Here is an 18,490-nt window from a genome sequence, read left to right as displayed (position 1 = left end):
TAACGCAGCTTCACCGCCTGCGCGGAGCGAGCGTTGAAGCCTTCGATTCCACCTTGGCGCGATCGTCTTCGTGCTTTAGCAGGACGCCGAGCGCGGTGCGCACGGCGTCGGTGTCGAGTTCGCGCACGCCCAGGCGCACGAGCGCGCGCGCCCAGTCGAGAGTCTCCGCAATCGACGGCGGCTTGCGCAGTCCGAGCTTGCGAATCGCGCCGACAAAACGCGCCGCCTCGGCCGCCAGCTTGGCGTCGAGTTCGGGCACCTTGAGCTCGATAATTTTTCGCTCCTGCTCGGTCCCGGGAAAATCGATGAACAGATGGAGGCATCGGCGGCGCAGCGCTTCCGACAGTTCGCGCGCGCGGTTCGACGTCAGAATCACGGCGGGCCGCTCGTGGGCCTTCAACGTTCCCAGTTCGGGAACGCTCACCTGGAAGTCGGAGAGCAGCTCGAGCAGAAACGCCTCGAACTCCTCGTCGGCCTTGTCGACCTCATCGATCAGCAACACGACGCGGCTCGGCGCGGTGATCGCTTTGAGCAGCGGGCGCTCCAGTAAAAAATCTCGCGAGAAAATGTGCTCGCTCAGATCTTCCCATCGCAGGCCCTGCTGCTCGCCGGCCTGCATGCGCAGAAGTTGTTTCTGATAGTTCCATTCGTAGAGCGCGCGCGCCTCGTCGAGTCCCTCGTAGCATTGGAGCCGGATCAATTCGGTGTTGAGAATTTCCGCGAGCACCTTGGCGACTTCAGTCTTACCAGCGCCGGCGGGACCCTCTATCAGCAGCGGCTTTTCGAGCGCGAGCGCAAGGAAGATCGCCGTCTCGACGCGCTCATTAGTGACGTATTTGGCGCGCTTGAGGCCGTCGGAGATCTGCTCGTGGGTAATTTGCATGGGATCAGCGGCGGTTGATCTTTGGGGCGCGGCGGCGCTCCAGGAAAATCCGCGCGCGATGCTTGAGGCCGTCGCGCTCGTCGCGCGGGGTCGCGCGCACCTCTTCGGTGTAGGCGGCCAGCTCGACGCACAGACGCTCGACGTCGACGCCGCCGCGCGCGGGCTTCATGTCGTCGAGCCCGATCATCGCCTGCGACATCAGGTTGATCGACGCCTGCCTGCCGCCGCGTTCGAAGCGCAGATGAAGCGCAGCTGCAATCTGGTTGAACGCTACTACGAGCGCCTTCAGATCTTCACCGGCGGCGTGCGAGGCAATCTCGAACATCTCGGCTGCTTCGAAGTACGCGCCGCGATTGAATGCCGCAATCGCGTCGTCGATCGACGCCGGTGGGAAATCGTCGCTCACTGGAACCTGGAAAAAAACTACAACTGCTCTTTTTCCTCGACCGCGCGATACTCGGCTTCGCCCAACGCCTGCGCCTTGCGCGTGCCGTAACGCTCGTAAAGATCGAACAGACTCGACTTATGCGGGCGCACCTTGCCCAGCGGGCACTTTTGCCATTCGTCGAGCGACTCGTCGCAGTAGCCCATGCGGTTCTCGCCGCACTTGGGTTGCAGGAACACGGCGATTTCCGGCAGCACGTGCTTGATTTCCGCGCGCATCATCGCGACCATCCGGCGGATTTCCCACTGCGCACGCACGCACAGCCGCAGATCGCAGATGTGCAGCATCTCCGCGAAATTCACCATCACGTGGAAGTTCGTTGGCGCCGCGTTGGGCAGCACGAAGCGCGCGTCCTCGGCGGGAATCCCCGCTTTCAGCGCCTTCGCGTAGAGCTCGGAGGTCTTCGAAAGCAACTCGGAGAATTCACTTTCCAGCCCCGCGCGCGACCATGAATCGGGCAGCACGAACGCGAGCTTGTCCTGCTTGAATTTCACGTAGCGCTGGCTCTGCTGCTCGAAGCTGATGCCGATCCGATGGCGCACGAACTGATGCGACAGCGAGCGTGAGACGTTGGCGATGCCGAACCAGAAAACGATTTGCTCGAGTGGCGAAGCGTGGCCGGTTTTCAGCCGCTCAGTGATGAACTCGCGAATTTTTTCGTGAGTGATTTTTTCGGATTTAATTTTGTCCCAGACTTCGATTGGCGTGTCGGAGGAGTAGCAGGTGCGAAACGCCGCGTAGAGTTTCTCGAGCGGCTGCTGCGCGTAGTCGATCAACTTAACTTGCATTTTCGCCTGATTTTCCACGCTGTCCTGACCCCTTCCGCAAATGGCCGGGCGCTCTGCGCTGCCGGCACGTATCATCTTATTCCAAGCCGCGGTGCGACTGCATCAGGGGCGCACGCTCTTAATCCACACCTGCATTTCGATTGCGCCATCCGCGCGGCATTGCAAGATTGGCTGTCAGAGCTGTGATGCCCGCTGTTTCCGCAATTGACGCCGCCTACAGGCAGTTTCTCAAGCCATTCCTGTTCAGCCTCGATGCCGAGTATGCGCATCGTCTGACGATCCGGATGCTCTCCCTGATGCCGCCGTTTCCGCCGCCGCGTGAGCGGCCCGAGCTAGCGATCAAGCTGTGGGGAATCGATTTTCCCAATCCGATCGGGCTCGCCGCCGGCATGGACAAGGACGCCGTCGCGATCCGCGGATGGGAGACGCTCGGCTTCGGCTTCGCGGAGTTGGGAACGATTACGCCGCGCGCGCAGGCGGGAAACGAAACGCCGCGCCTCTGGCGGATTCCCGAGCGCCGTGCGCTGATCAACCGGCTCGGCTTCCCCAGCGAAGGGATGGCGGCGGTGGCGCCGCGAATCGAGCGGATGCGCAAGGCCGGGATTTCGATTCGGCTGGGGCTCAACTTCGGGCCGAACAGCGACACTCCGCCGGAGGGTGTCGCGGCAGACTACACGGCACTGATGGAGCGGCTCGGGCCGCTCGCCGACTTTATCGTAATCAACGTGAGCTCGCCGAATACGCCCGGTTTGCGCAACTGGCAATCGCCGGAGAAGATGAGCGAGCTGTTCGCGGCGATGCGGGAAAAGGCCGGCGAGCCGCGGCCCGTGCTGGTGAAGATCGCGCCCGACCTGGAACGCAACGAGCTGTTTCGAATCTGCGAAACCGCGCTTGAGCTGGGCGTGGACGGGATCGTCGCGTGCAACACGTCCGTCGCGCGCGAGGCGCTAGGCGTCTCGTCACCGCATCCGGGCGGACTCAGCGGCCGTCCGATCCTGATTCGCGCGCGCGAGTTGATTCGCGACATCCATACGCACACCCGTGGAAAAATCCCGATCATCGGCGTCGGCGGAGTCAGCACGGCAGAGGACGCGTGGCTACACATCCGCGCCGGAGCGGCGCTGGTAGAGCTTTACACCGCCCTCATCTACGAAGGCCCGGGCGTGGCGGAGAGAATAAAAGCGGGTCTGGCGGACTTGCTCCGGCGCAATGGATTTCGCTCTATTAGCGAAGTGGTCGGAATCGACAGATAGGCGGAGGCGATTTGAACCAGGAAGAAACAAAGTTGACTGTCGATGCGCGATGGCTGCGGGCGCATCGCGCCGACGCTGGTCTGATCCTCATCGACACGCGGCCGGCCAAGGATTTCCACGCCGGGCATATCCGCGGCGCGCGGCATTTCGATCCCTTCCCGTTTCATCACACCGATACGTCCGAGCGCGGCGTCGCGGAGTTCGGCGCGCAGCTCCAGTGGATATTTTCGGCGCTCGGAATCACCGGCCGTGAGACCGTCGTGTTTTACGAGAGTGAATCCGGAATGCGCGCGGCGCGCGGGCAGTGGGCGCTCGAATACGCGGGCCATCCGAAGTCGCGAATGCTCGACGGCGGCCTAAAGGCGGTGGCCGGCGAAAAACTGACTACCGAGGTCGAGAAGTTCGCGCCTGCTGATTTCCAGCTCAATCCGCGCGCGGAAATTCTCGCGACGTATCCGCGTATGCTCGAGCAACTGGGGCGTCGCGAGGTGCAAATCTTCGACGTTCGCAGCGATGCGGAATACTTCAGCGAACGCGTCCGCGCGAAACATGGCGGCGCGATCCCGGGCGCGGTCCATCAGGACTGGACAGCCGCGCTTGCCGCCGATGGAACCGTGAAATCGCCCGCCGAGCTGCGCGCGCAGTTCGAAGCGCTCGCCCTCGATCCCGCCAACGAGATTGTGCCGTACTGCCAAGGAGGCTACCGCGCCGCGCACGCGTACCTCGCGCTCAAACTCGCTGGCTATCCGAAGGTGAGAAATTATCTTGGCTCGTGGGCGGAATGGGGCAATCGCGACGACCTGCCGATCGAGCATCCGCGGCGCAAGTGAGCGGTATGAGAAACCCTCCGGCACGCGTTCAGAGAAGAAGCAGAATCTTGAATCGTGCGCGAAAGAAGTCGCGCGCTGAACAAGGACCCTCACCTTCGACCCTCTCCCTGGCAGGGAGAGGGGAAGAAGCTTGGAAGCGGAACAAGAAAACCGGTCGATGCCTCCCATTCTAGTTCTCACCGGGTTCGAGCCGTGGCGCGGCGAGCGGATCAATTCGTCCTGGGAAGTTGCGCGGCGATTTGACGGCGAGGTGATCGGCGGCTTGCAGATAAAGTCGGTGCGCGTGCCGGTCGGATGCACCAAAGCGGCGCGGCGGATCATAGGTGCAATCGTGCGCTACCGGCCGCGCGCAGTGATCGGACTCGGCGAGGCCGGCGGTCGACCGGCGATCGCACTGGAAAGAATCGCGATCAATCTTGCCGACGAGCGCGGCGCGCTCGCCAAAAGCGGCGACCCTGGATTCACGCCGGTCGTTCGCGGCGGACCTGACGCGTACTTCTCGCGACTACCGTTGCGCGCGATCATCCGCGAGCTCGATCGCAAGGAAATTCCCGCGAGCGTGTCGCTGACGGCCGGCGCGTACGCGTGCAACGCGCTGATGTATGCCGCCCTGCACTACCTGCGCCGCAAGCCCGGCATCCCGGTGGGCTTCGTCCATCTGCCGTACGAGGCCCGCCAGGCCGGTCGCCATCGCAGCCTGCCCAGCATGCCGCTGCCGATGATGGAGAACGCGGTGCGAATCGTGATCGCGGAGACGGCGCGATCGGGGAAGAGGGAAGGGTAAATCATTCTATTGAATGTGAAACCCGCGGTGGGTTTCACGCTTCCTTCGGCAGGGGTGACCCCTGCACCCAATGATAAGCGCGAAACGTTGAGGACAACCTTTCGCTCTCAATCGGGGGATTTAGTCAGGCGCCGGGAAGGAAATCCACCCCGCTCTTTTTTCTTGCCCAGTTATTTGATCGCGACCGCGTTAGGTGGTGACGCGATGCCGCCCTCCAGGTTCATCGGGACTGAGACCAGCATAAACTCGTAGCGCTTGTCGGCGGCGCAATCCGCAGCGAGTTCCTCGAGGTTGAACTGCTCGCCGATCGGCAGGCCGAGCAGGCATAGCGTGCGGTAGTGCAGCGCGCCCTCGTTTTTGAAGTCCCACGGCCACGGCTCGACGGCGGGACAATCCGTGCCGACCGCGGCGACGCGGTGATCCCAGAACCATTCGACCATCGCGCTGCTATCCTCGATGCCGCAGGCTTTGAGCCCTTCGAGCGGCGCCATCGCGGCTTTGTCGGCGGGAGACGCGGCCAGGTACGCCTGCATCCAGCCCGTGCGAATCAGCAGTATCGTGCCCGGCTTTAGCTCGACGCCATCCGCGACGGCGGTCTCCTTCAAGTCGTCGAGGCTGTACTTTTCAGATTTGAGCGGATTGATCGTGCGCCGGTGCGAGATGCGGTAGCGGAACGCGTCGAGCAGCACGGCGCGGCCGACAAACTTGTTGGCCCATTTGTGGATGCTGAGGCGGCCGGTCGGGCCGTCCTTGATCTCGCTGGATTTCACGCCGTTGTAGAACGCCTTGTAGCGCGGGCTGCCGACGTGCGCGAGGCCGTCCCATTGGCTGCCTTCCTGCGTGTTGTAGCTGTCGAGCGAGTCGTCGAAACCGAGCAGGCCGAAGCTCTCGAAGCTCATGATGTTGTGCTTGGCGGGGCGGCGCGCAAACAACGGCGGGTTGGCGTAGTTGATTTTAGTATCGAGCCGGAAAACGGAGCCCTTGCGCACCAGGCGCGCCGCATCGATCACGCCTTCCGGCGTGAGGAAATTCAGGCATCCGAGTTCGTCGTCGTCGCCGAACACGCCCCACGACGATTCTTTCGGCTTGTCGGGCTTGATCGGCAGTTCTGAAAAACGGGGAACTTTGTCGAGATCGACTTTGGCCATCGCATCAGCTCCTTGCCGGAAATTTTGCGGTCGTTTAGGGCGTCCATTCGTAGAGCACGTCGGCTTCGCGCTCCATGTTGGTGGCGCCATCGGTAAATTTCTTTGCGATAAAGCCGCGCGCTTCGTAAAAGCGGCGCGCGGGGGTGTTGCGCTGAAACGCCCACAGGCTAAGACCGGCCGGCCGCAGTTGCTTCGCATGCGCAAGCATCGCATCGCCAACGCCGCGGCGCTGCTCGCCGGGCGCAACGTAAAATTGATCGACCTCGTCGCCGTCGCGGAGTACCAGCACCGCCACGATTCGGCCACCATCCTCGGCGACCCAGGTCTCGCGCTCCGGCACCATCTGATGGATCACGAATGCGCGAATCTCAGCGTCGGTGCCGACGGTCGGCAGATATTCGGCAGCGCCGCGCCGCGAGGCGATATAGACAGTCGCGACTTCGGACGCATCGGCAGCATTCGCGCGTCGGAACGAGATAGCCATCAATGTGGGTTTCCGTCCGGAGGTGGTGCGCTGTCAAGCGGCGGCAAAGGAACCGGGATTCTTCGCTTCGCTCTGAATGACACAAGACACTGGGTGCAGGGGTCACCCCTGCCCAAGGAAGTGCGGAACCACGGTGGGTTCCTCATTCAATATAGTGTTTTACCCTTCCCTGCGCTCCGCTGGATGCCCTCGGCAAAAAAGCGTAAGAGAGTAGGCGCTATGTCTTTAAGAGCTAAATGCGCTATCGCCGGGCTCGGCCAGACCCGGATGGGTAAAAATTTCGATCATCCCGGACCGATTGGGTTCGCTGCCGAGGCCGTCAATCTCGCCCTCGACGACGCCGGCTTGCAGCGCTCCGATCTCGACGGCCTGCTCGTCAACCCGGGGATCACGTGGTTCAACAATCCGATGGCCTCCACGTCGCTGCAGAATGCGATGGGTATCCGCGACCTGCGCCTGACCGCTACGATGAACCTCGGCGGTGCGACGGCGGCAGCGATGATCATGCACGCCGCGCAGGCTATCGACGCCGGAATGGCGGAGGTCGTCGCGTGCGTATTCGCCGACGCTCCGTTGCGTCCGCCCTCGTCCAACAAGGGTAAGGATGCCGGCTCGGCCGCGTCGTACGGCTTTGCCCAAGGTCTCAACGCGCATTACGGACAGTTCGGCGTCAACGCGCAGTACGCATTCGTAGCGCAGCGCCACATGTACAAGTACGGCACCACCAACGATCATCTCGGCGCCGTCGCCGTGTCCGAGCGCGATTGGGCCAACCTGAATCCTGTCGCCCAGTTTTACGACACATCGATGACGCTCGCCGACTACCATGCCTCGCGATGGGTGGTTGAGCCGTTCCATCTCTACGATTGCTGCCTAGTTTCCAACGGCGGTCTGGCGGTTATCGTGACCTCCGCCGAGCGCGCCAAGACGTTGAAGCGGCCCCCCGTCTATATCCTGGGGATGGGGCAGGGTCATCCCGGCGGCGACCCGCTCGAGACGCTGGTCTCCGGCGCTCCGATCGCCAAAGAAACCGCCTTCAAGATGGCGGGAATCAAGCTCAACGACGTGAACTTCTGCGAGCTATATGACTGCTATACTTTCACAGTGCTGGTGACGCTCGAGGACTACGGCTTCTGCAAAAAGGGCGAGGGCGGGCCGTTCGTCGCCAGCGGTGCAATCAAGCCGGGTGGCGCGCTCCCCGTCAATACCGGAGGCGGCCAGCTAAGCTCGTTCTATATGTGGGGGATGACGCCAGTGGCGGAGGCAATCGTGCAGATGCGGGGTGATGGAGGGAGGCGGCAAGTGCCAAAACACGACGTTGGACTCGTTTCCGGCAACGGCGGTATCCTAGCTACGCACTCGACCCTCGTGCTGGGTTCACAAGCTTAACATTAGCTGTGAGTCGCGCTGTCACTGCCTGTGCTGTGATATAGTGTCATTTCATTCATTTTAACCGCTAGTTCGTCTAACTTATATATAAGCCAAACTGCGATGCCTGAAATCAGCAAACCCATCCCGGCCATCACCCCCGAAATGCGTGAGTTCTTCGACGGTGCGCGCGCCGGCCGCCTGATGGTCCAGAAGTGCGACAGTTGCGGGACGCTACGCTTCCCCGCTCACGACCTGTGCTCGAAGTGCAACTCGACGGCCTCGCGGTGGGTCCAAGTGAGCGGCCGCGGGGAAGTTTTCAGCTTCAATATCATGCATCAGCTCTACCATCCCGGGTTCGCCAACGAGATCCCGTACGCCGTCGTCGTGGTCGAGCTCGAAGAGGGATGCAAATTCGTGTCGAACCTGCTCGGCGTCAAGCCGCATGACATCCGGTGCGGGATGCCGGTAGAGGTCACGTTCGAAAAACTCAGCGATGAAGTCTCGATACCGAAATTCCGGCTTCGCGCCGCGAAATAATCCGGATCGACTGAATCAGGATCAATAATCAACAATGGCGTCGCTCGATAAAAAATATTTCCAGCGTCTCGTCGAGAGCTCGCCGGACATCATAATTGCCGTCGACAAAAGCGGCACTGTGAACTATTACAATGACGGCGCGCGCACCAGCCTCGGCTACAGCTCCGAGGAGATCATCGGCCAGAACTGCACCCGCATCTATCCGTCACTCGACGAGGCCCGCCGCGTGATGAAAGCGATGCGCGAGTCGGCCGACAAGGGCCGAATCGCGAGCTTCGAGACCGAGTTCCGTAACAAAGACGGCGAAATCATCCCGGTGATGATCACCGGCGCGCTGATCCACGACGACGACGGCGCCGAAGTCGGATCGATCGGCTTCGCACGCGACATCCGCCGCATGCGCCATGCGCAACAGCTCGCGACCGCCGGCGAAATCGCTGTCAGCCTCGCGCACGAGATCAACAACCCGCTCGAATCGATCACCAACAACCTCGAACTGCTCTCCCAGAGCGTCGAGACGCACCTCAGCGATGCCGAAAAGGTCGTCGAGAACGAGCGCCTCGACTCGATTCGAAATTCGATCGAGCGCGTGCAGGCTATCGTGCGGCGCCTCGACGAGATGACCCGCAAGGGCGAGTACGAGACGCGCGACTATCTGGCGGGCAAGCGGATGGCCGACCTCGCGCCGCGCGAAGATGGCAAGGTGCACACGCGGCCGCATGATGCGCCGCATACGGAACAATCACCGCTGGAAGGGATGTCGATCCTGGTGCTCGACGACGATACGGCCGTCCTCAATTCGATGGCGGACCTGCTGCGCGCCGAAAAATGTACCGTGTACTGCGCCACACGCCCGTCGGCCGCGTTTGGAATCCTGCGCAACGTGAAGCTCGACGCGGTCATCTCGGACGTCGTGATGCCCGAGATGGACGGCTATGACTTCTATCTCAAGGTCAAGGAAGACATGCCGAAGCTGCCGGTCATCCTGATGACCGCCTACTACTACGACAAGGATCACATCCTGAAGCGTTCGCGCCTGCGGGGGCTGGAGGGCGCGCTGTTCAAGAAGCCGGTAAATCCCGGCAAGCTGCGCGCGATGCTGTTGCAGTTGCGCCAGAAGGCGGCCACTGAGAAAGCGGAAGCAAAAGCCGCCGCGCTAGCGGCGAAATCCGCGTCCGCGGCGGAATCGACGCCCAAGCCAATCCCGCAATCCTGATCCTAAATTGCCTCCCGCGTTCGTCGGGGGAGGCCGACGCGCGTCCGCGCGCCGCGGGTGGGGGGACGTTTAGTTCTGAAATTTTGTGTCTGCCCAAGAAGTGCCCCGCACCAGACAATCGCGCGGCACATCTGTCCCCCACCCTAGCCCTCCCCCGACGAACGTGGGAGGGAAGCGGAGACGGACTCGCTCGTATCGCTTTGCTAATTTCTATGTCCTCATGAAATCGCGCCGCCGCAAAACACCATCGCGCACAACGAAGCCCCTTCCCTCTCGCGCGTTCCCGATCCTCGAACACGATCCCTCGCCGAGCGCGATCATCGAGCCGCGGCGCGTGTACAAATCGATCGACGTGCCGAAACATTGCGTGCTCTGCTTTTTCCAGGACGTGATCGACGAGCTGGTGCGCAATGGCGCCCGCGAGATTCACGTCGCGAATTGGGAGACCGGCAGGCATCCGGTTTACGAGCTCGACTTCAACGGTCGCCGCCTCGCCGTGATGCATCCGCGCGTCGGCGCTCCGGTCTCTGCGGCGATGCTCGAGCTGATGATCGCGCTCGGCTCGCGCAAGTTCATCGCATGCGGCGGCGCGGGCGTGCTCGACTCGAAGATCGCGGTTGGCCATATCATCGTGCCGAGCTCCGCGGTTCGCGACGAGGGCACCTCCTACCATTACCTTGCGCCGTCGCGCGAAGTCGCGCCGCATCCGAGGGCGCTTGCGGCGATCGAGAAAACGCTCCGGCGAAACGCGATGGACTATATCGTCGCGAAGACCTGGACGACTGACGGGATTCTGCGCGAGACGCGCGCGCGGATGCTCGCGCGCAGGCGCGAGGGATGCCTAACGGTCGAGATGGAAGCGGCGGCCTTTTTCGCCGTCGCGCAGTTCCGCCGCGTGCAGTTCGGGCAGATTCTCTATGGCGGCGACGATTTAGCCGGCGACGACTGGGACCCTCGCAACTGGAACCGCCATCAGATCCGCGAGCGCCTGTTTACGCTCGCCGCCGAAGCATGCCTCAGCATGTGACGCGCGAGCAGTGAATAATTATTGCGCCAGCGTGATCCCGAACGGACCGCTGCTGCTGCCGCTGCTCTCCACCGCAACCGAGCCGACGAAGCAGGGAGTCGCTGAGGACGCGAAACACGTGGAACTCAGCGAGAACTGGCTTACCGTTCCCGCGTTTTGGTTGGTGGTGTAAAGGAATGCGGTCTGCGGATCGACAACCAGCCCGGTCGGCGCGTTCAAGTCGCCGATTCCGAACTCGACCGGCGAGGCTGGAAAGCCTGGAGCGGGAACCTGGAACGACCACATGGTCGAGTTGCCCTGATTCGCGGTGAAAACGAAATCGGCGACACCGGTCACTGCGGCATATCCTACTCCAACGGGCAGGTTGCCAGTCGTGGTCGAAGGTACGATCGAACCGAACGCCAGCGCACCCGCGGTGGTTTGAATTACCGACAGCACGCCGGCGCCGAGATCGGTGACGTAGATATACGTGCCGGCGGGATCGATCGCGATGAAGCCGGGTGTGCCGCCCGGCGAACCGAGGTCGAAGACCGCCGATCCTATTTGACTGAGAGTGCCGCCGGCGCCGATCGAGTACGAATAAACTAATCCGGCCCCGTTGTCCGCGACGTAAACAAACGAGCCCGAGGAATCGGCCGTGATTCCGAATGGGTTCACGAGTCCGATCACCTTGCCGTTCTGCGTAAGCTGACCGGTGCCGCTGTCAACCGTGTAGGTCGTAACCGTCCCGTTTTTCGCTCCCGTCACCCACAGGAATGTTCCAGCGGGATTGATCGCAAGTTCGTCGGGTCCGGATGCGATCCCATTGCTCACGAACGCCGGCGACAGGGGAGTCAACGTCCCTTTGGTCGAATTGATCGAGAACTGGTAGATGTTGCCGTCGCTGTTGTTGGCGATGTAGAGAAAGCTGCCGGTGGGATCTGCGACCACGCCTTTCGGCCCCTTTTTCGCGCCCGCCGTCACCTCGCCGGTACGCTTGAGCACGCCGGTCGTCGTGTTGCGCTTGAACGACGACACCTTGCCGTCGTTGAAGTTGGTCACGAACGCGAGCGCGCCGGTGCCGGTCGTTGCAGTGGCAGTCGGAGAGCCGCCGCCACCTGAGTGGGGCAGGAGTCCGTTGTTTGAGCACGAGATCGAATTAAGCGTCGCCGCGATAATCACGACGGCGGGCAGCAGCCGGATGATATTCTTAAACGTGGCTCGCCTGGATGATCGGATGCGTTGCTCTGTCGCCATTCGAGCCCCTTTCCGGCCGTACCGGTCCAAGAAAACGCCAGCAGCGTGTTGAATATCACAAACAGTACGCGGCATCGAACCGAAAGGTTTCGGCAGGGATCGTGGAATTCAATCAACTACCCTTCCACCCGCGCTGATGCAGGTCCTCGAGCGCGATCCCGAGATTGATTTGAATCTTGTTCCACAGAACCGGCGATTTGTCCTTCGACAATACCGTCAGCGCTTGATGGTAGGTATCGACAGCCTGCTCGAGATACCTGACTCCTGACCCCCGCTCGCCGAGTTCTACCAGCGCATCGGCCAGGTCGTACTTCGCCCATGCCCACGCGAGAGGATCGCGTTCCGGCGTGAGGACCTTGAGCGCGTCGTTGTACGCCTCGACCGCCTGCGCCGCATAGTAAGTGTCCGAGCCAGTCTCCCCCAATGCCAGCAAAGCATCTCCGAGACCGGCTTTTGCAGTGGCCCAATCTGTCGGCTGTTGATCGAACGACAGCTCCTCCAGGCTGGCGCGAAACGCGACAGCGGCCTGTTGCGCATCTGCGGGATCCTTGTCCAGCCAATGCAACTCCATGAGCGCATTGCCGAGAGACATCTGGACCTCCGCCCAGACGATAGGATTGCGATCGCGCGGATATCCATCGAGGACTTGCCGGGAAAGTGCGATCGACTGATTCAGGTCGTCGCGATTCGAGGTCAGCGTGCCTAGCTGCTGCAGGCTCTGGGCGAGCTGGTCCTGGGTTGCCGCCCAATATATCGGCCATGACCGCTGGTCGTACACCTTCAACGCCTCCCGATCGGCCGCGATTGCCTCCCCGAGTTCGCTCTTGCTTCCATCGCGATCGCCCAGCGTGCTGAGCGCGTTGCCGAGGCCGCGTTGGGCTTCTGCCCAGCTAACCGGATAGTAGCGAAAGTCAATTCCCTTCGCCGCCGCGCGATAGTAGTCCACCGCGCGATGAATGCTCTCCACCCCCGCCTTATGCTCCGCGATTTTTTCGAACGCAGCTCCGAGTACGAACTGCAAATTCGCCGAGTCGAGCCGATCGCCTCGCGACTGATAAACCGCCAGCGCGTTCTGGTAAGCCGTCACCGCCGCTTGCAGAGGCGCAACCCGCAGATTGAACCGCGACACGTCGCTCAGCGCGGAACCAAGATTTTGCTGCGCCATCGCCCATTCGAGCGGATCGCGTTCGCGCGTCCAGTCGGCCTGCGTCCGCTGAAAGTAGGCGATTGCCGTAAGCAAGGAATCCTCGGAGTTGCGTTCGACACCCGAGGTCGCGAGTGCGATACCGACCACCAGGTTCACCCGCGCGCGCGTGTCGGCGCTCCAGCCCGACATCCTGCCGCGATCGTCCGCGATCGTGCGTACCTGCTTGATCAGAGGCTCCAGCGCATCGCCAAATTTGACCATCCACTCCCGCATCGACTCGGCGCTTTGGCTCGCAACCATCAGGCGCAGCACCGCACAGAGCTCGTCCACCGGCAATTCCGGCAGCTTGAAGTCAGACGGAAGGTACATCCCGCCGAATTGTGAGTCGGACCCCAACCTCGTCTGGAAGAGCGGACCGACCGCCGGATGCGCCGCGCCCTTCGCCCCGCCCCAGATCAAGGAATCGATGCGAGAGTCCGCGATCGACCCGATCGCGTCGAGATGCGCGATTCCCTGCGGGCGCCCCGAGACCGCAATCGTGCGATTCAGGATCACCGGCACGACGTGCAGGCGGCGATCCAGGCCGGTCAGCGCGGCAACCAATCGTCCTTCGAGCTTCTTGCCGTCATCGCCGTCAAGATGCGCAATCGCGACGACGACGCGGACGTGCCAGTGCGTCATGTCCGGGTAGTCTCCCGACCCCGAAATCTCAGAGGTGGCCTCGCGCGGACTGCGCAAATAGATCGAAGCACGCTGCATGAGGATGAAAGGGAGGCATGCCAACGCAACGATGCCCGCGATTCGCCGCACCGATTTGTAGCGAAGCTTCCACCGGCCGATTTGGACCCGCACCTTCGACCAGAACGTCAAACCCCACATAATCGCGCCAATCGATCCGGGAATCGCGGTGACGATTACTGACTCCGTCACCAGATGAGCGTGCGGCCAGATGAAAACGATCAGCAGCGCTATTCCAAATGCTCCCGCCATCGCGCGCGTGCGCGTAAGCCACGGAAACCTGTCGGCGATGTACTGATTCGGGCTACTCATCTTGCCGCTTCGTCGATAGTGGGCGACCATAATACCGCAATGCCCACGCGTGACCACCAGTTTAGCGTCGAGTCGCGATGCGAACTGCTGCCGTATCTGCTCACCCTTCCGCTCGGACTGTCGCGCAAACAGGCGAAGGATCTACTGCGCTTCCGCGCCGTGACCGTGAGGCGAGTACCTAGTGTCCGGCATGATACTCAGTTGGAGCCGGGCGACGTTGTGACTATCGCGTCGGGCAAGCAAGTCCGCGCCGCATCGCTCGAGCGTCACGGCCTGAAAATTGTCTATCTCGACGATGATATCGTCGTAATCGATAAACCAGCAGGCCTGCTTTCGATGGGCTCGGAAAGCGAGAAGGAACGCACCGCGCATAGGATTCTCAACGATCATCTGAAGGCGCTCACGAGTTCGCCGATGCAACAGGCCTTCATCGTGCATCGACTCGATCGCGAGACTTCCGGCCTGATGATCTTCGCGAGAAGCCGCGCCATCCAGGCGGCCCTTCAAGAGAACTGGAAGACTGTCACCAAGAAATACCTTGCCGTCGTCGAGGGTACGCCCTCAAAGGCCGAGGGGACGCTGCGAGACAACCTGGTCGAGAGCAAGTCCTTCAGGATACATCGCGTCAAGCGCGGTGGCGAGCTGGCGATCACGCACTACCGCGTTTTACGAAAAGGCCGGGACAACTCGCTGCTCGAGTTTATGCTCGAGACCGGGCGCAAAAACCAGATTCGCGTGCAGATCGCCGGCCTCGGTCATCCGATCGTCGGCGATCGCAAGTATGGTGCGACCAGCGATCCCGCGCGGCGGCTCGCGCTCCACTCAAGCGAGCTGAAGTTTTGCCATCCGGTGTCGGGCGCGTCAATGGAATTTCACAGCGCCATGCCCAGCCGGCTGACGGCGCTGATCGAACCGCGATGAGCTGTACGTGCAACATAAGCCTCCGCGCGCGGTGGCAAACAAATGTCACTGCGGTGCGATTCTGACATCGCGGGTATCGGATCCGTATCGATGCTCAAAGTTGCATTAGTTCATGGGGCGCGCGACTGCTCGCCGCAGCCAACTATTGGCAGTGTCGGTCACGACTTGCAGGCGGTTACGCTTCCACGGCACGCAACTTGGATTGATCGGGCTAGTGAGCACTGAAACCGCGAGCGTTCCCGCGCTCGACATGAACGCAATTACCCAACTCGCCGAAGGCGATGAACTGGGCGAGCGGTTTATCGCCGAACTCATCGACGTATTCCTCGGCGACCTGAGCGAGCGCGTGCGCACAATCGGCCTGCAGATCAACAGGGCTGACCGCGCCGGAGTTTCGGCGACGGCACATGCAATAAAGGGAAGCTGCGGTCATTTTGGCGCTATGCGGCTGGTTGAGCTTTGTCGCGAGCTCGAAGACCGGGCGAGGCGTGAACCAGGCGGCGATATTCAGACGGCGATCGATTCGATGGTCGCGGAAGCTGAACGCGTGCGCGCGGCGGTGGAAGCTTACAGGTCCGAACATGCGCGGCCATGAGCCCGCGACCTGCGCCGCGATCACGCCGTCGCGGTCTGCCCGGGTGCGGCTCCGCCGCTGCTGCCACTGCTCAGCGCCAGCATCACTTCAGTCCAACCGTCGAAAATCATGTCGATGCCTATGAAAAGTCCGATGATCCACAGTCCCGAAACCGGCCACGAACTCATGATCGAAAATCCCAGGAATAGCGAGATTGCGCCGTTCAGGATTAGCCATTCGCGGTGATGGAGCGGAGTCGAGAAGGTTACGAAAATTCTAAAGGTGCCGGCGACGATCAGCAGCATCGCGATCATGAAGGTCAGCGTCACTGCCGCCACCCCCGGATGCGAGACCATCAGGAGGCCGGTTACCGCGTACAGCAGGCCGCCCATAAGATTGATGAAGAAGCCGCCCCAGGCACGTCGCGCGAAGCCGTGAACTACTTCGAAGATGCCGGCGAAGAGCAATAGCCATCCCAGCAGCATCACGGATACCATCGTCATTAGCTCGGCGCTGCCTATTGCGATGGTGCCCAGGATTATCAGCGCCACTCCCATGAACAGAAACCAGCCGCGATGTGCCCTTACCTCTTCGATTCCCAGCATGGGTACAAGTAAAGCCATCGTGGTCTCTCCTCGACTACCTTGTTCGAGTAAACAGGTTACGTATCAACTGGGTGACGGCTGCGCGGCCGGCGCCGATTCACCGGTGAAATGGACTGCTGTACCTGCGCATTCGAAGTATCCGCCTTCATCATAGGGCTCGTAAGCGCCGTAATCTTCATCCGCGACGAACCAGACAGAAGTGTTCACAATCGCATTGACCTGGTCGCCATACTTGCGATACGCGGCTGCCCTGAGTCCGTCGCCATGGACGACCTGGCCGCCTGTGGAATTTGGCCGGTTGAAACAGTAGCCCTCGGTACGTCCAAGCGTGGCGTACTGCGGATGACCTTTGATCGTGGCGCCGTGAACGACCTGTATCTTCCTGATCGCGGCGCTGAGCGCATCCTGCTCCTGGTGGAGTTGGGACGTATCCTGCTCGACGCTGGAACATCCTGCGGTCGCAACGATCACAACAAGGAGCAGAACGAGCCGCATCGCAATCTCCTCCTGCCGCTTGGCGTAGCCAACCCGCGCGCACAGCGCAAGGCTATTTTTTCGCGCGCGATTCGAGCAGTCGCTACGCGCCCTGCTTCCTGCGCTCAGCCCAACGCTTCTTCATTGCTATCGACAGGCGCCTTCTGCCTTCTGGTGTCAGGCCGCCACGCTTCCTCCTCTTGGTCGTGCTCCCCTTAGGCCTGCCGACGCGCTTCTTGCCACGACCGTCTGACAAGGCCGATCCCAACAGCGCAGTGATAGCATTTCCGAGCCTGTCTCTCTCTTTCTTCAAGTCCGCCACTAATTTTTCCAGGTCCAAGGTTTGCTCCTTTGGCGCGCTTGCTATTTGCAGCTCGCGCCTTTCTGTAAGTGTTCGTTATCCGCGTCCTATCGCAGTCTGGATAGGAGCGCAGGCTGATACCTTTCAGACGTATACCTACTCTTTATATCGACTCAATCCAATCGCGCGGAATAGCGAAGAACCCCGCCTCGAACTCGACAAACGCGGAGGTAGCCAACAGCGCCGATTAACAATAAAGTGGAGCGGTGTTTGTCTCGATAAAATGATGAATACAGAACCGCGCGCAAAGTTCCTCGTCGAGCTGATCAAACCCTCGCATTACGACGACGACGGTTATCTCATTCAGTGGTGGCGCGGCTTCGTGCCGTCCAGTTCGCTGTCGAACCTCTACGGCCTCGCGCTCGACGCGCAGTCGCGGCACATCCTCGGCGAGAGCGTCGATCTCGATATCGATGCGCACGACGAGACCAACGCGAAAGTGCCGGTGCGTGGAATAATTCGGCGATTTGAGCGCAACGCGAACCGCGGCGTCGTGCTCCTGGTCGGAGTGCAAACCAACCAGTTCGCACGCGCAGTCGATATCGCGCGCGAGCTGCGCGCCGCCGGAATCCAGGTTGCTATCGGCGGATTCCACGTAAGCGGATGCCTCGCGATGCTGCCCGAGATGCCGCCCGAGATGAAGGACGCACTCGCGCTCGGAATCACGCTGTTCGCGGGCGAGGCTGAGCATCGGCTCGACGAGCTGCTGCTCGCCGCGTTCGAGAATCGCCTGCAGCCGGTTTACAACTTCATGGCCGATTTGCCGGCGATGGACGGCGAGCCGCTGCCGTTCCTGCCGATGAAATACGTCAAGCGCTACGCCGGTGCGCTCGGATGCTTCGACGCGGGGCGCGGATGCCCGTTCAGTTGCAGCTTCTGCACGATCATAAATGTGCAGGGGCGCAAGTCGCGTCATCGCAGCGCCGACGACATCGAGCAGTTGATTCGCGCACACGCGGCGCAGGGAGTGCGCAGCTTCTTCATCACCGACGACAATTTCGCGCGCAACAAGAATTGGGAACCGATCCTTGACCGCATCATCGAACTCAAGCGTCGCGACCGCCTGAAGATCAACATCATCATGCAGGTCGACACCATGTGCCACAAAATCCCGAACTTCGTCGAGAAGTCGGTGCGCGCAGGGTGTAAGAAAGTTTTCATCGGGCTCGAGAACATCAATCCCGACAGCCTGAAGGGCGCATCCAAGGGCCAGAATCGCATCACCGAATACCGCAAGATGCTGCAGGCGTGGAAGCGCGCCAAGGTGCTGACCTACGCCGGCTACATCCTGGGCTTCCCGTCCGACACGCCCGCGAGCATCGAGCGCGACATCGCGATCATCCAGCGCGAACTCCC

The 18,490-nt window shown here is 61.4% G+C and carries 19 protein-coding genes; 10 read left to right on the top strand and 9 right to left on the bottom strand.

Features of this window, described 5'->3' with window-relative positions:
• Positions 1–10: 10 nt before the first annotated feature.
• Genes VJX68_RS14305 through thyX form a run of 3 tightly spaced genes read right to left on the bottom strand, consistent with a single transcriptional unit; the run spans position 11 to position 2,116 of the window.
• Entirely contained in the window at positions 11–883 is an 873-nt protein-coding gene (locus VJX68_RS14305) for an AAA family ATPase (RefSeq protein WP_324096386.1), read from the bottom strand.
• A 4-nt stretch (positions 884–887) separates the two neighbouring features.
• Complete coding sequence (locus VJX68_RS14300; RefSeq protein ID WP_324096385.1) at positions 888–1,289, bottom strand: DUF309 domain-containing protein; 402 nt, start codon at positions 1,287–1,289, stop codon at positions 888–890.
• Between the two features lie 17 nt (positions 1,290–1,306).
• Positions 1,307–2,116, bottom strand: coding sequence for an FAD-dependent thymidylate synthase (gene thyX, locus VJX68_RS14295; protein ID WP_324096384.1), 810 nt, complete (start codon positions 2,114–2,116; stop codon positions 1,307–1,309).
• Positions 2,117–2,301: 185 nt separating this feature from the next.
• On the opposite strand from thyX, the gene VJX68_RS14290 reads away from it, so the two are divergent.
• From VJX68_RS14290 to VJX68_RS14280, 3 genes are all read left to right on the top strand, one after another.
• Positions 2,302–3,369 (top strand): quinone-dependent dihydroorotate dehydrogenase, encoded by a 1,068-nt coding sequence (locus VJX68_RS14290; protein WP_324096383.1) that lies wholly within the window; start codon positions 2,302–2,304, stop codon positions 3,367–3,369.
• Between the two features lie 32 nt (positions 3,370–3,401).
• A complete protein-coding gene (locus VJX68_RS14285; RefSeq protein ID WP_324096382.1) occupies positions 3,402–4,199 on the top strand; it encodes a sulfurtransferase in 798 nt (265 codons plus the stop codon).
• A 157-nt stretch (positions 4,200–4,356) separates the two neighbouring features.
• Positions 4,357–4,983: a pyroglutamyl-peptidase I gene (locus VJX68_RS14280; protein WP_324096381.1), complete on the top strand. Its 627-nt coding sequence runs from the start codon at positions 4,357–4,359 to the stop codon at positions 4,981–4,983.
• Positions 4,984–5,153: 170 nt separating this feature from the next.
• On the opposite strand, the gene VJX68_RS14275 is transcribed toward VJX68_RS14280, so the two are convergent.
• Both VJX68_RS14275 and VJX68_RS14270 read right to left on the bottom strand, forming a co-directional pair.
• A complete protein-coding gene (locus tag VJX68_RS14275) occupies positions 5,154–6,131 on the bottom strand; it encodes a cyclase family protein (protein WP_324096380.1) in 978 nt (325 codons plus the stop codon).
• Between the two features lie 34 nt (positions 6,132–6,165).
• On the bottom strand, positions 6,166–6,615 hold the full coding sequence (locus VJX68_RS14270; protein ID WP_324096379.1) for a GNAT family N-acetyltransferase: 450 nt from the start codon (positions 6,613–6,615) through the stop codon (positions 6,166–6,168).
• A 219-nt stretch (positions 6,616–6,834) separates the two neighbouring features.
• Here VJX68_RS14270 and VJX68_RS14265 point away from each other — a divergent pair, with 219 nt between their 5' ends.
• From VJX68_RS14265 to VJX68_RS14250, 4 genes are all read left to right on the top strand, one after another.
• Entirely contained in the window at positions 6,835–8,004 is a 1,170-nt protein-coding gene (locus VJX68_RS14265; RefSeq protein ID WP_324096378.1) for a thiolase family protein, read from the top strand.
• A gap of 102 nt (positions 8,005–8,106) precedes the next feature.
• Positions 8,107–8,523 (top strand): Zn-ribbon domain-containing OB-fold protein, encoded by a 417-nt coding sequence (locus VJX68_RS14260; protein ID WP_324096377.1) that lies wholly within the window; start codon positions 8,107–8,109, stop codon positions 8,521–8,523.
• 34 nt (positions 8,524–8,557) lie between these two features.
• On the top strand, positions 8,558–9,739 hold the full coding sequence (locus tag VJX68_RS14255; protein ID WP_324096376.1) for an ATP-binding response regulator: 1,182 nt from the start codon (positions 8,558–8,560) through the stop codon (positions 9,737–9,739).
• Between the two features lie 334 nt (positions 9,740–10,073).
• The gene (locus tag VJX68_RS14250; RefSeq protein ID WP_324096375.1) at positions 10,074–10,766 is read left to right on the top strand and encodes a nucleoside phosphorylase; all 693 of its coding nucleotides are present in this window, start codon (positions 10,074–10,076) and stop codon (positions 10,764–10,766) included.
• Between the two features lie 18 nt (positions 10,767–10,784).
• On the opposite strand, the gene VJX68_RS14245 is transcribed toward VJX68_RS14250, so the two are convergent.
• Positions 10,785–12,002 carry a lactonase family protein gene (locus tag VJX68_RS14245; protein WP_324096374.1) on the bottom strand — a complete coding sequence of 406 codons (1,218 nt, stop codon included), beginning with the start codon at positions 12,000–12,002 and terminating at the stop codon, positions 10,785–10,787.
• Positions 12,003–12,114: 112 nt separating this feature from the next.
• Complete coding sequence (locus VJX68_RS14240) at positions 12,115–14,199, bottom strand: tetratricopeptide repeat protein (RefSeq protein WP_324096373.1); 2,085 nt, start codon at positions 14,197–14,199, stop codon at positions 12,115–12,117.
• Positions 14,200–14,238: 39 nt separating this feature from the next.
• Here VJX68_RS14240 and VJX68_RS14235 point away from each other — a divergent pair, with 39 nt between their 5' ends.
• Positions 14,239–15,120 carry an RluA family pseudouridine synthase gene (locus VJX68_RS14235; protein WP_324096372.1) on the top strand — a complete coding sequence of 294 codons (882 nt, stop codon included), beginning with the start codon at positions 14,239–14,241 and terminating at the stop codon, positions 15,118–15,120.
• A gap of 214 nt (positions 15,121–15,334) precedes the next feature.
• Positions 15,335–15,715, top strand: a complete 381-nt coding sequence (locus VJX68_RS14230) for an Hpt domain-containing protein (protein WP_324096371.1) — start codon at positions 15,335–15,337, stop codon at positions 15,713–15,715.
• 20 nt (positions 15,716–15,735) lie between these two features.
• On the opposite strand, the gene VJX68_RS14225 is transcribed toward VJX68_RS14230, so the two are convergent.
• Both VJX68_RS14225 and VJX68_RS14220 read right to left on the bottom strand, forming a co-directional pair.
• Positions 15,736–16,317, bottom strand: coding sequence for an HdeD family acid-resistance protein (locus tag VJX68_RS14225; protein WP_324096370.1), 582 nt, complete (start codon positions 16,315–16,317; stop codon positions 15,736–15,738).
• A 45-nt stretch (positions 16,318–16,362) separates the two neighbouring features.
• Positions 16,363–16,794, bottom strand: coding sequence for a hypothetical protein (locus tag VJX68_RS14220; RefSeq protein ID WP_324096369.1), 432 nt, complete (start codon positions 16,792–16,794; stop codon positions 16,363–16,365).
• 566 nt (positions 16,795–17,360) lie between these two features.
• Between VJX68_RS14220 and VJX68_RS14215 the strand changes: the two genes are divergently transcribed.
• Positions 17,361–18,490, top strand: a 1,130-nt coding sequence (locus tag VJX68_RS14215; protein WP_324096368.1) for a B12-binding domain-containing radical SAM protein, incomplete at its 3' end; no start/stop codon positions are given.

This window comes from Binatus sp. (SeqCode) (assembly GCF_035272065.1).
GTDB lineage: Bacteria > Desulfobacterota > Binatia > Binatales > Binataceae > Binatus.
Note: the sequence above shows the minus strand (reverse complement) of the source record. Positions and strands in the feature narration are given on the sequence as shown.

Excerpts from the sequence above, each read along its gene's own strand:
- VJX68_RS14305 (WP_324096386.1), bottom strand. The coding sequence starts at position 883 with ATGCAAATTACCCACGAGCAGATCTCCGACGGCCTCAAGCGCGCCAAA.
- VJX68_RS14225 (WP_324096370.1), bottom strand. The coding sequence starts at position 16,317 with ATGGCTTTACTTGTACCCATGCTGGGAATCGAAGAGGTAAGGGCACAT.
- VJX68_RS14275 (WP_324096380.1), bottom strand. The coding sequence starts at position 6,131 with ATGGCCAAAGTCGATCTCGACAAAGTTCCCCGTTTTTCAGAACTGCCG.
- thyX (WP_324096384.1), bottom strand. The coding sequence starts at position 2,116 with ATGCAAGTTAAGTTGATCGACTACGCGCAGCAGCCGCTCGAGAAACTC.
- VJX68_RS14290 (WP_324096383.1), top strand. The coding sequence starts at position 2,302 with ATGCCCGCTGTTTCCGCAATTGACGCCGCCTACAGGCAGTTTCTCAAG.
- VJX68_RS14280 (WP_324096381.1), top strand. The coding sequence starts at position 4,357 with ATGCCTCCCATTCTAGTTCTCACCGGGTTCGAGCCGTGGCGCGGCGAG.
- VJX68_RS14270 (WP_324096379.1), bottom strand. The coding sequence starts at position 6,615 with ATGGCTATCTCGTTCCGACGCGCGAATGCTGCCGATGCGTCCGAAGTC.
- VJX68_RS14235 (WP_324096372.1), top strand. The coding sequence starts at position 14,239 with ATGCCCACGCGTGACCACCAGTTTAGCGTCGAGTCGCGATGCGAACTG.
- VJX68_RS14265 (WP_324096378.1), top strand. The coding sequence starts at position 6,835 with ATGTCTTTAAGAGCTAAATGCGCTATCGCCGGGCTCGGCCAGACCCGG.
- VJX68_RS14220 (WP_324096369.1), bottom strand. The coding sequence starts at position 16,794 with ATGCGGCTCGTTCTGCTCCTTGTTGTGATCGTTGCGACCGCAGGATGT.
- VJX68_RS14260 (WP_324096377.1), top strand. The coding sequence starts at position 8,107 with ATGCCTGAAATCAGCAAACCCATCCCGGCCATCACCCCCGAAATGCGT.
- VJX68_RS14255 (WP_324096376.1), top strand. The coding sequence starts at position 8,558 with ATGGCGTCGCTCGATAAAAAATATTTCCAGCGTCTCGTCGAGAGCTCG.
- VJX68_RS14240 (WP_324096373.1), bottom strand. The coding sequence starts at position 14,199 with ATGAGTAGCCCGAATCAGTACATCGCCGACAGGTTTCCGTGGCTTACG.
- VJX68_RS14245 (WP_324096374.1), bottom strand. The coding sequence starts at position 12,002 with ATGGCGACAGAGCAACGCATCCGATCATCCAGGCGAGCCACGTTTAAG.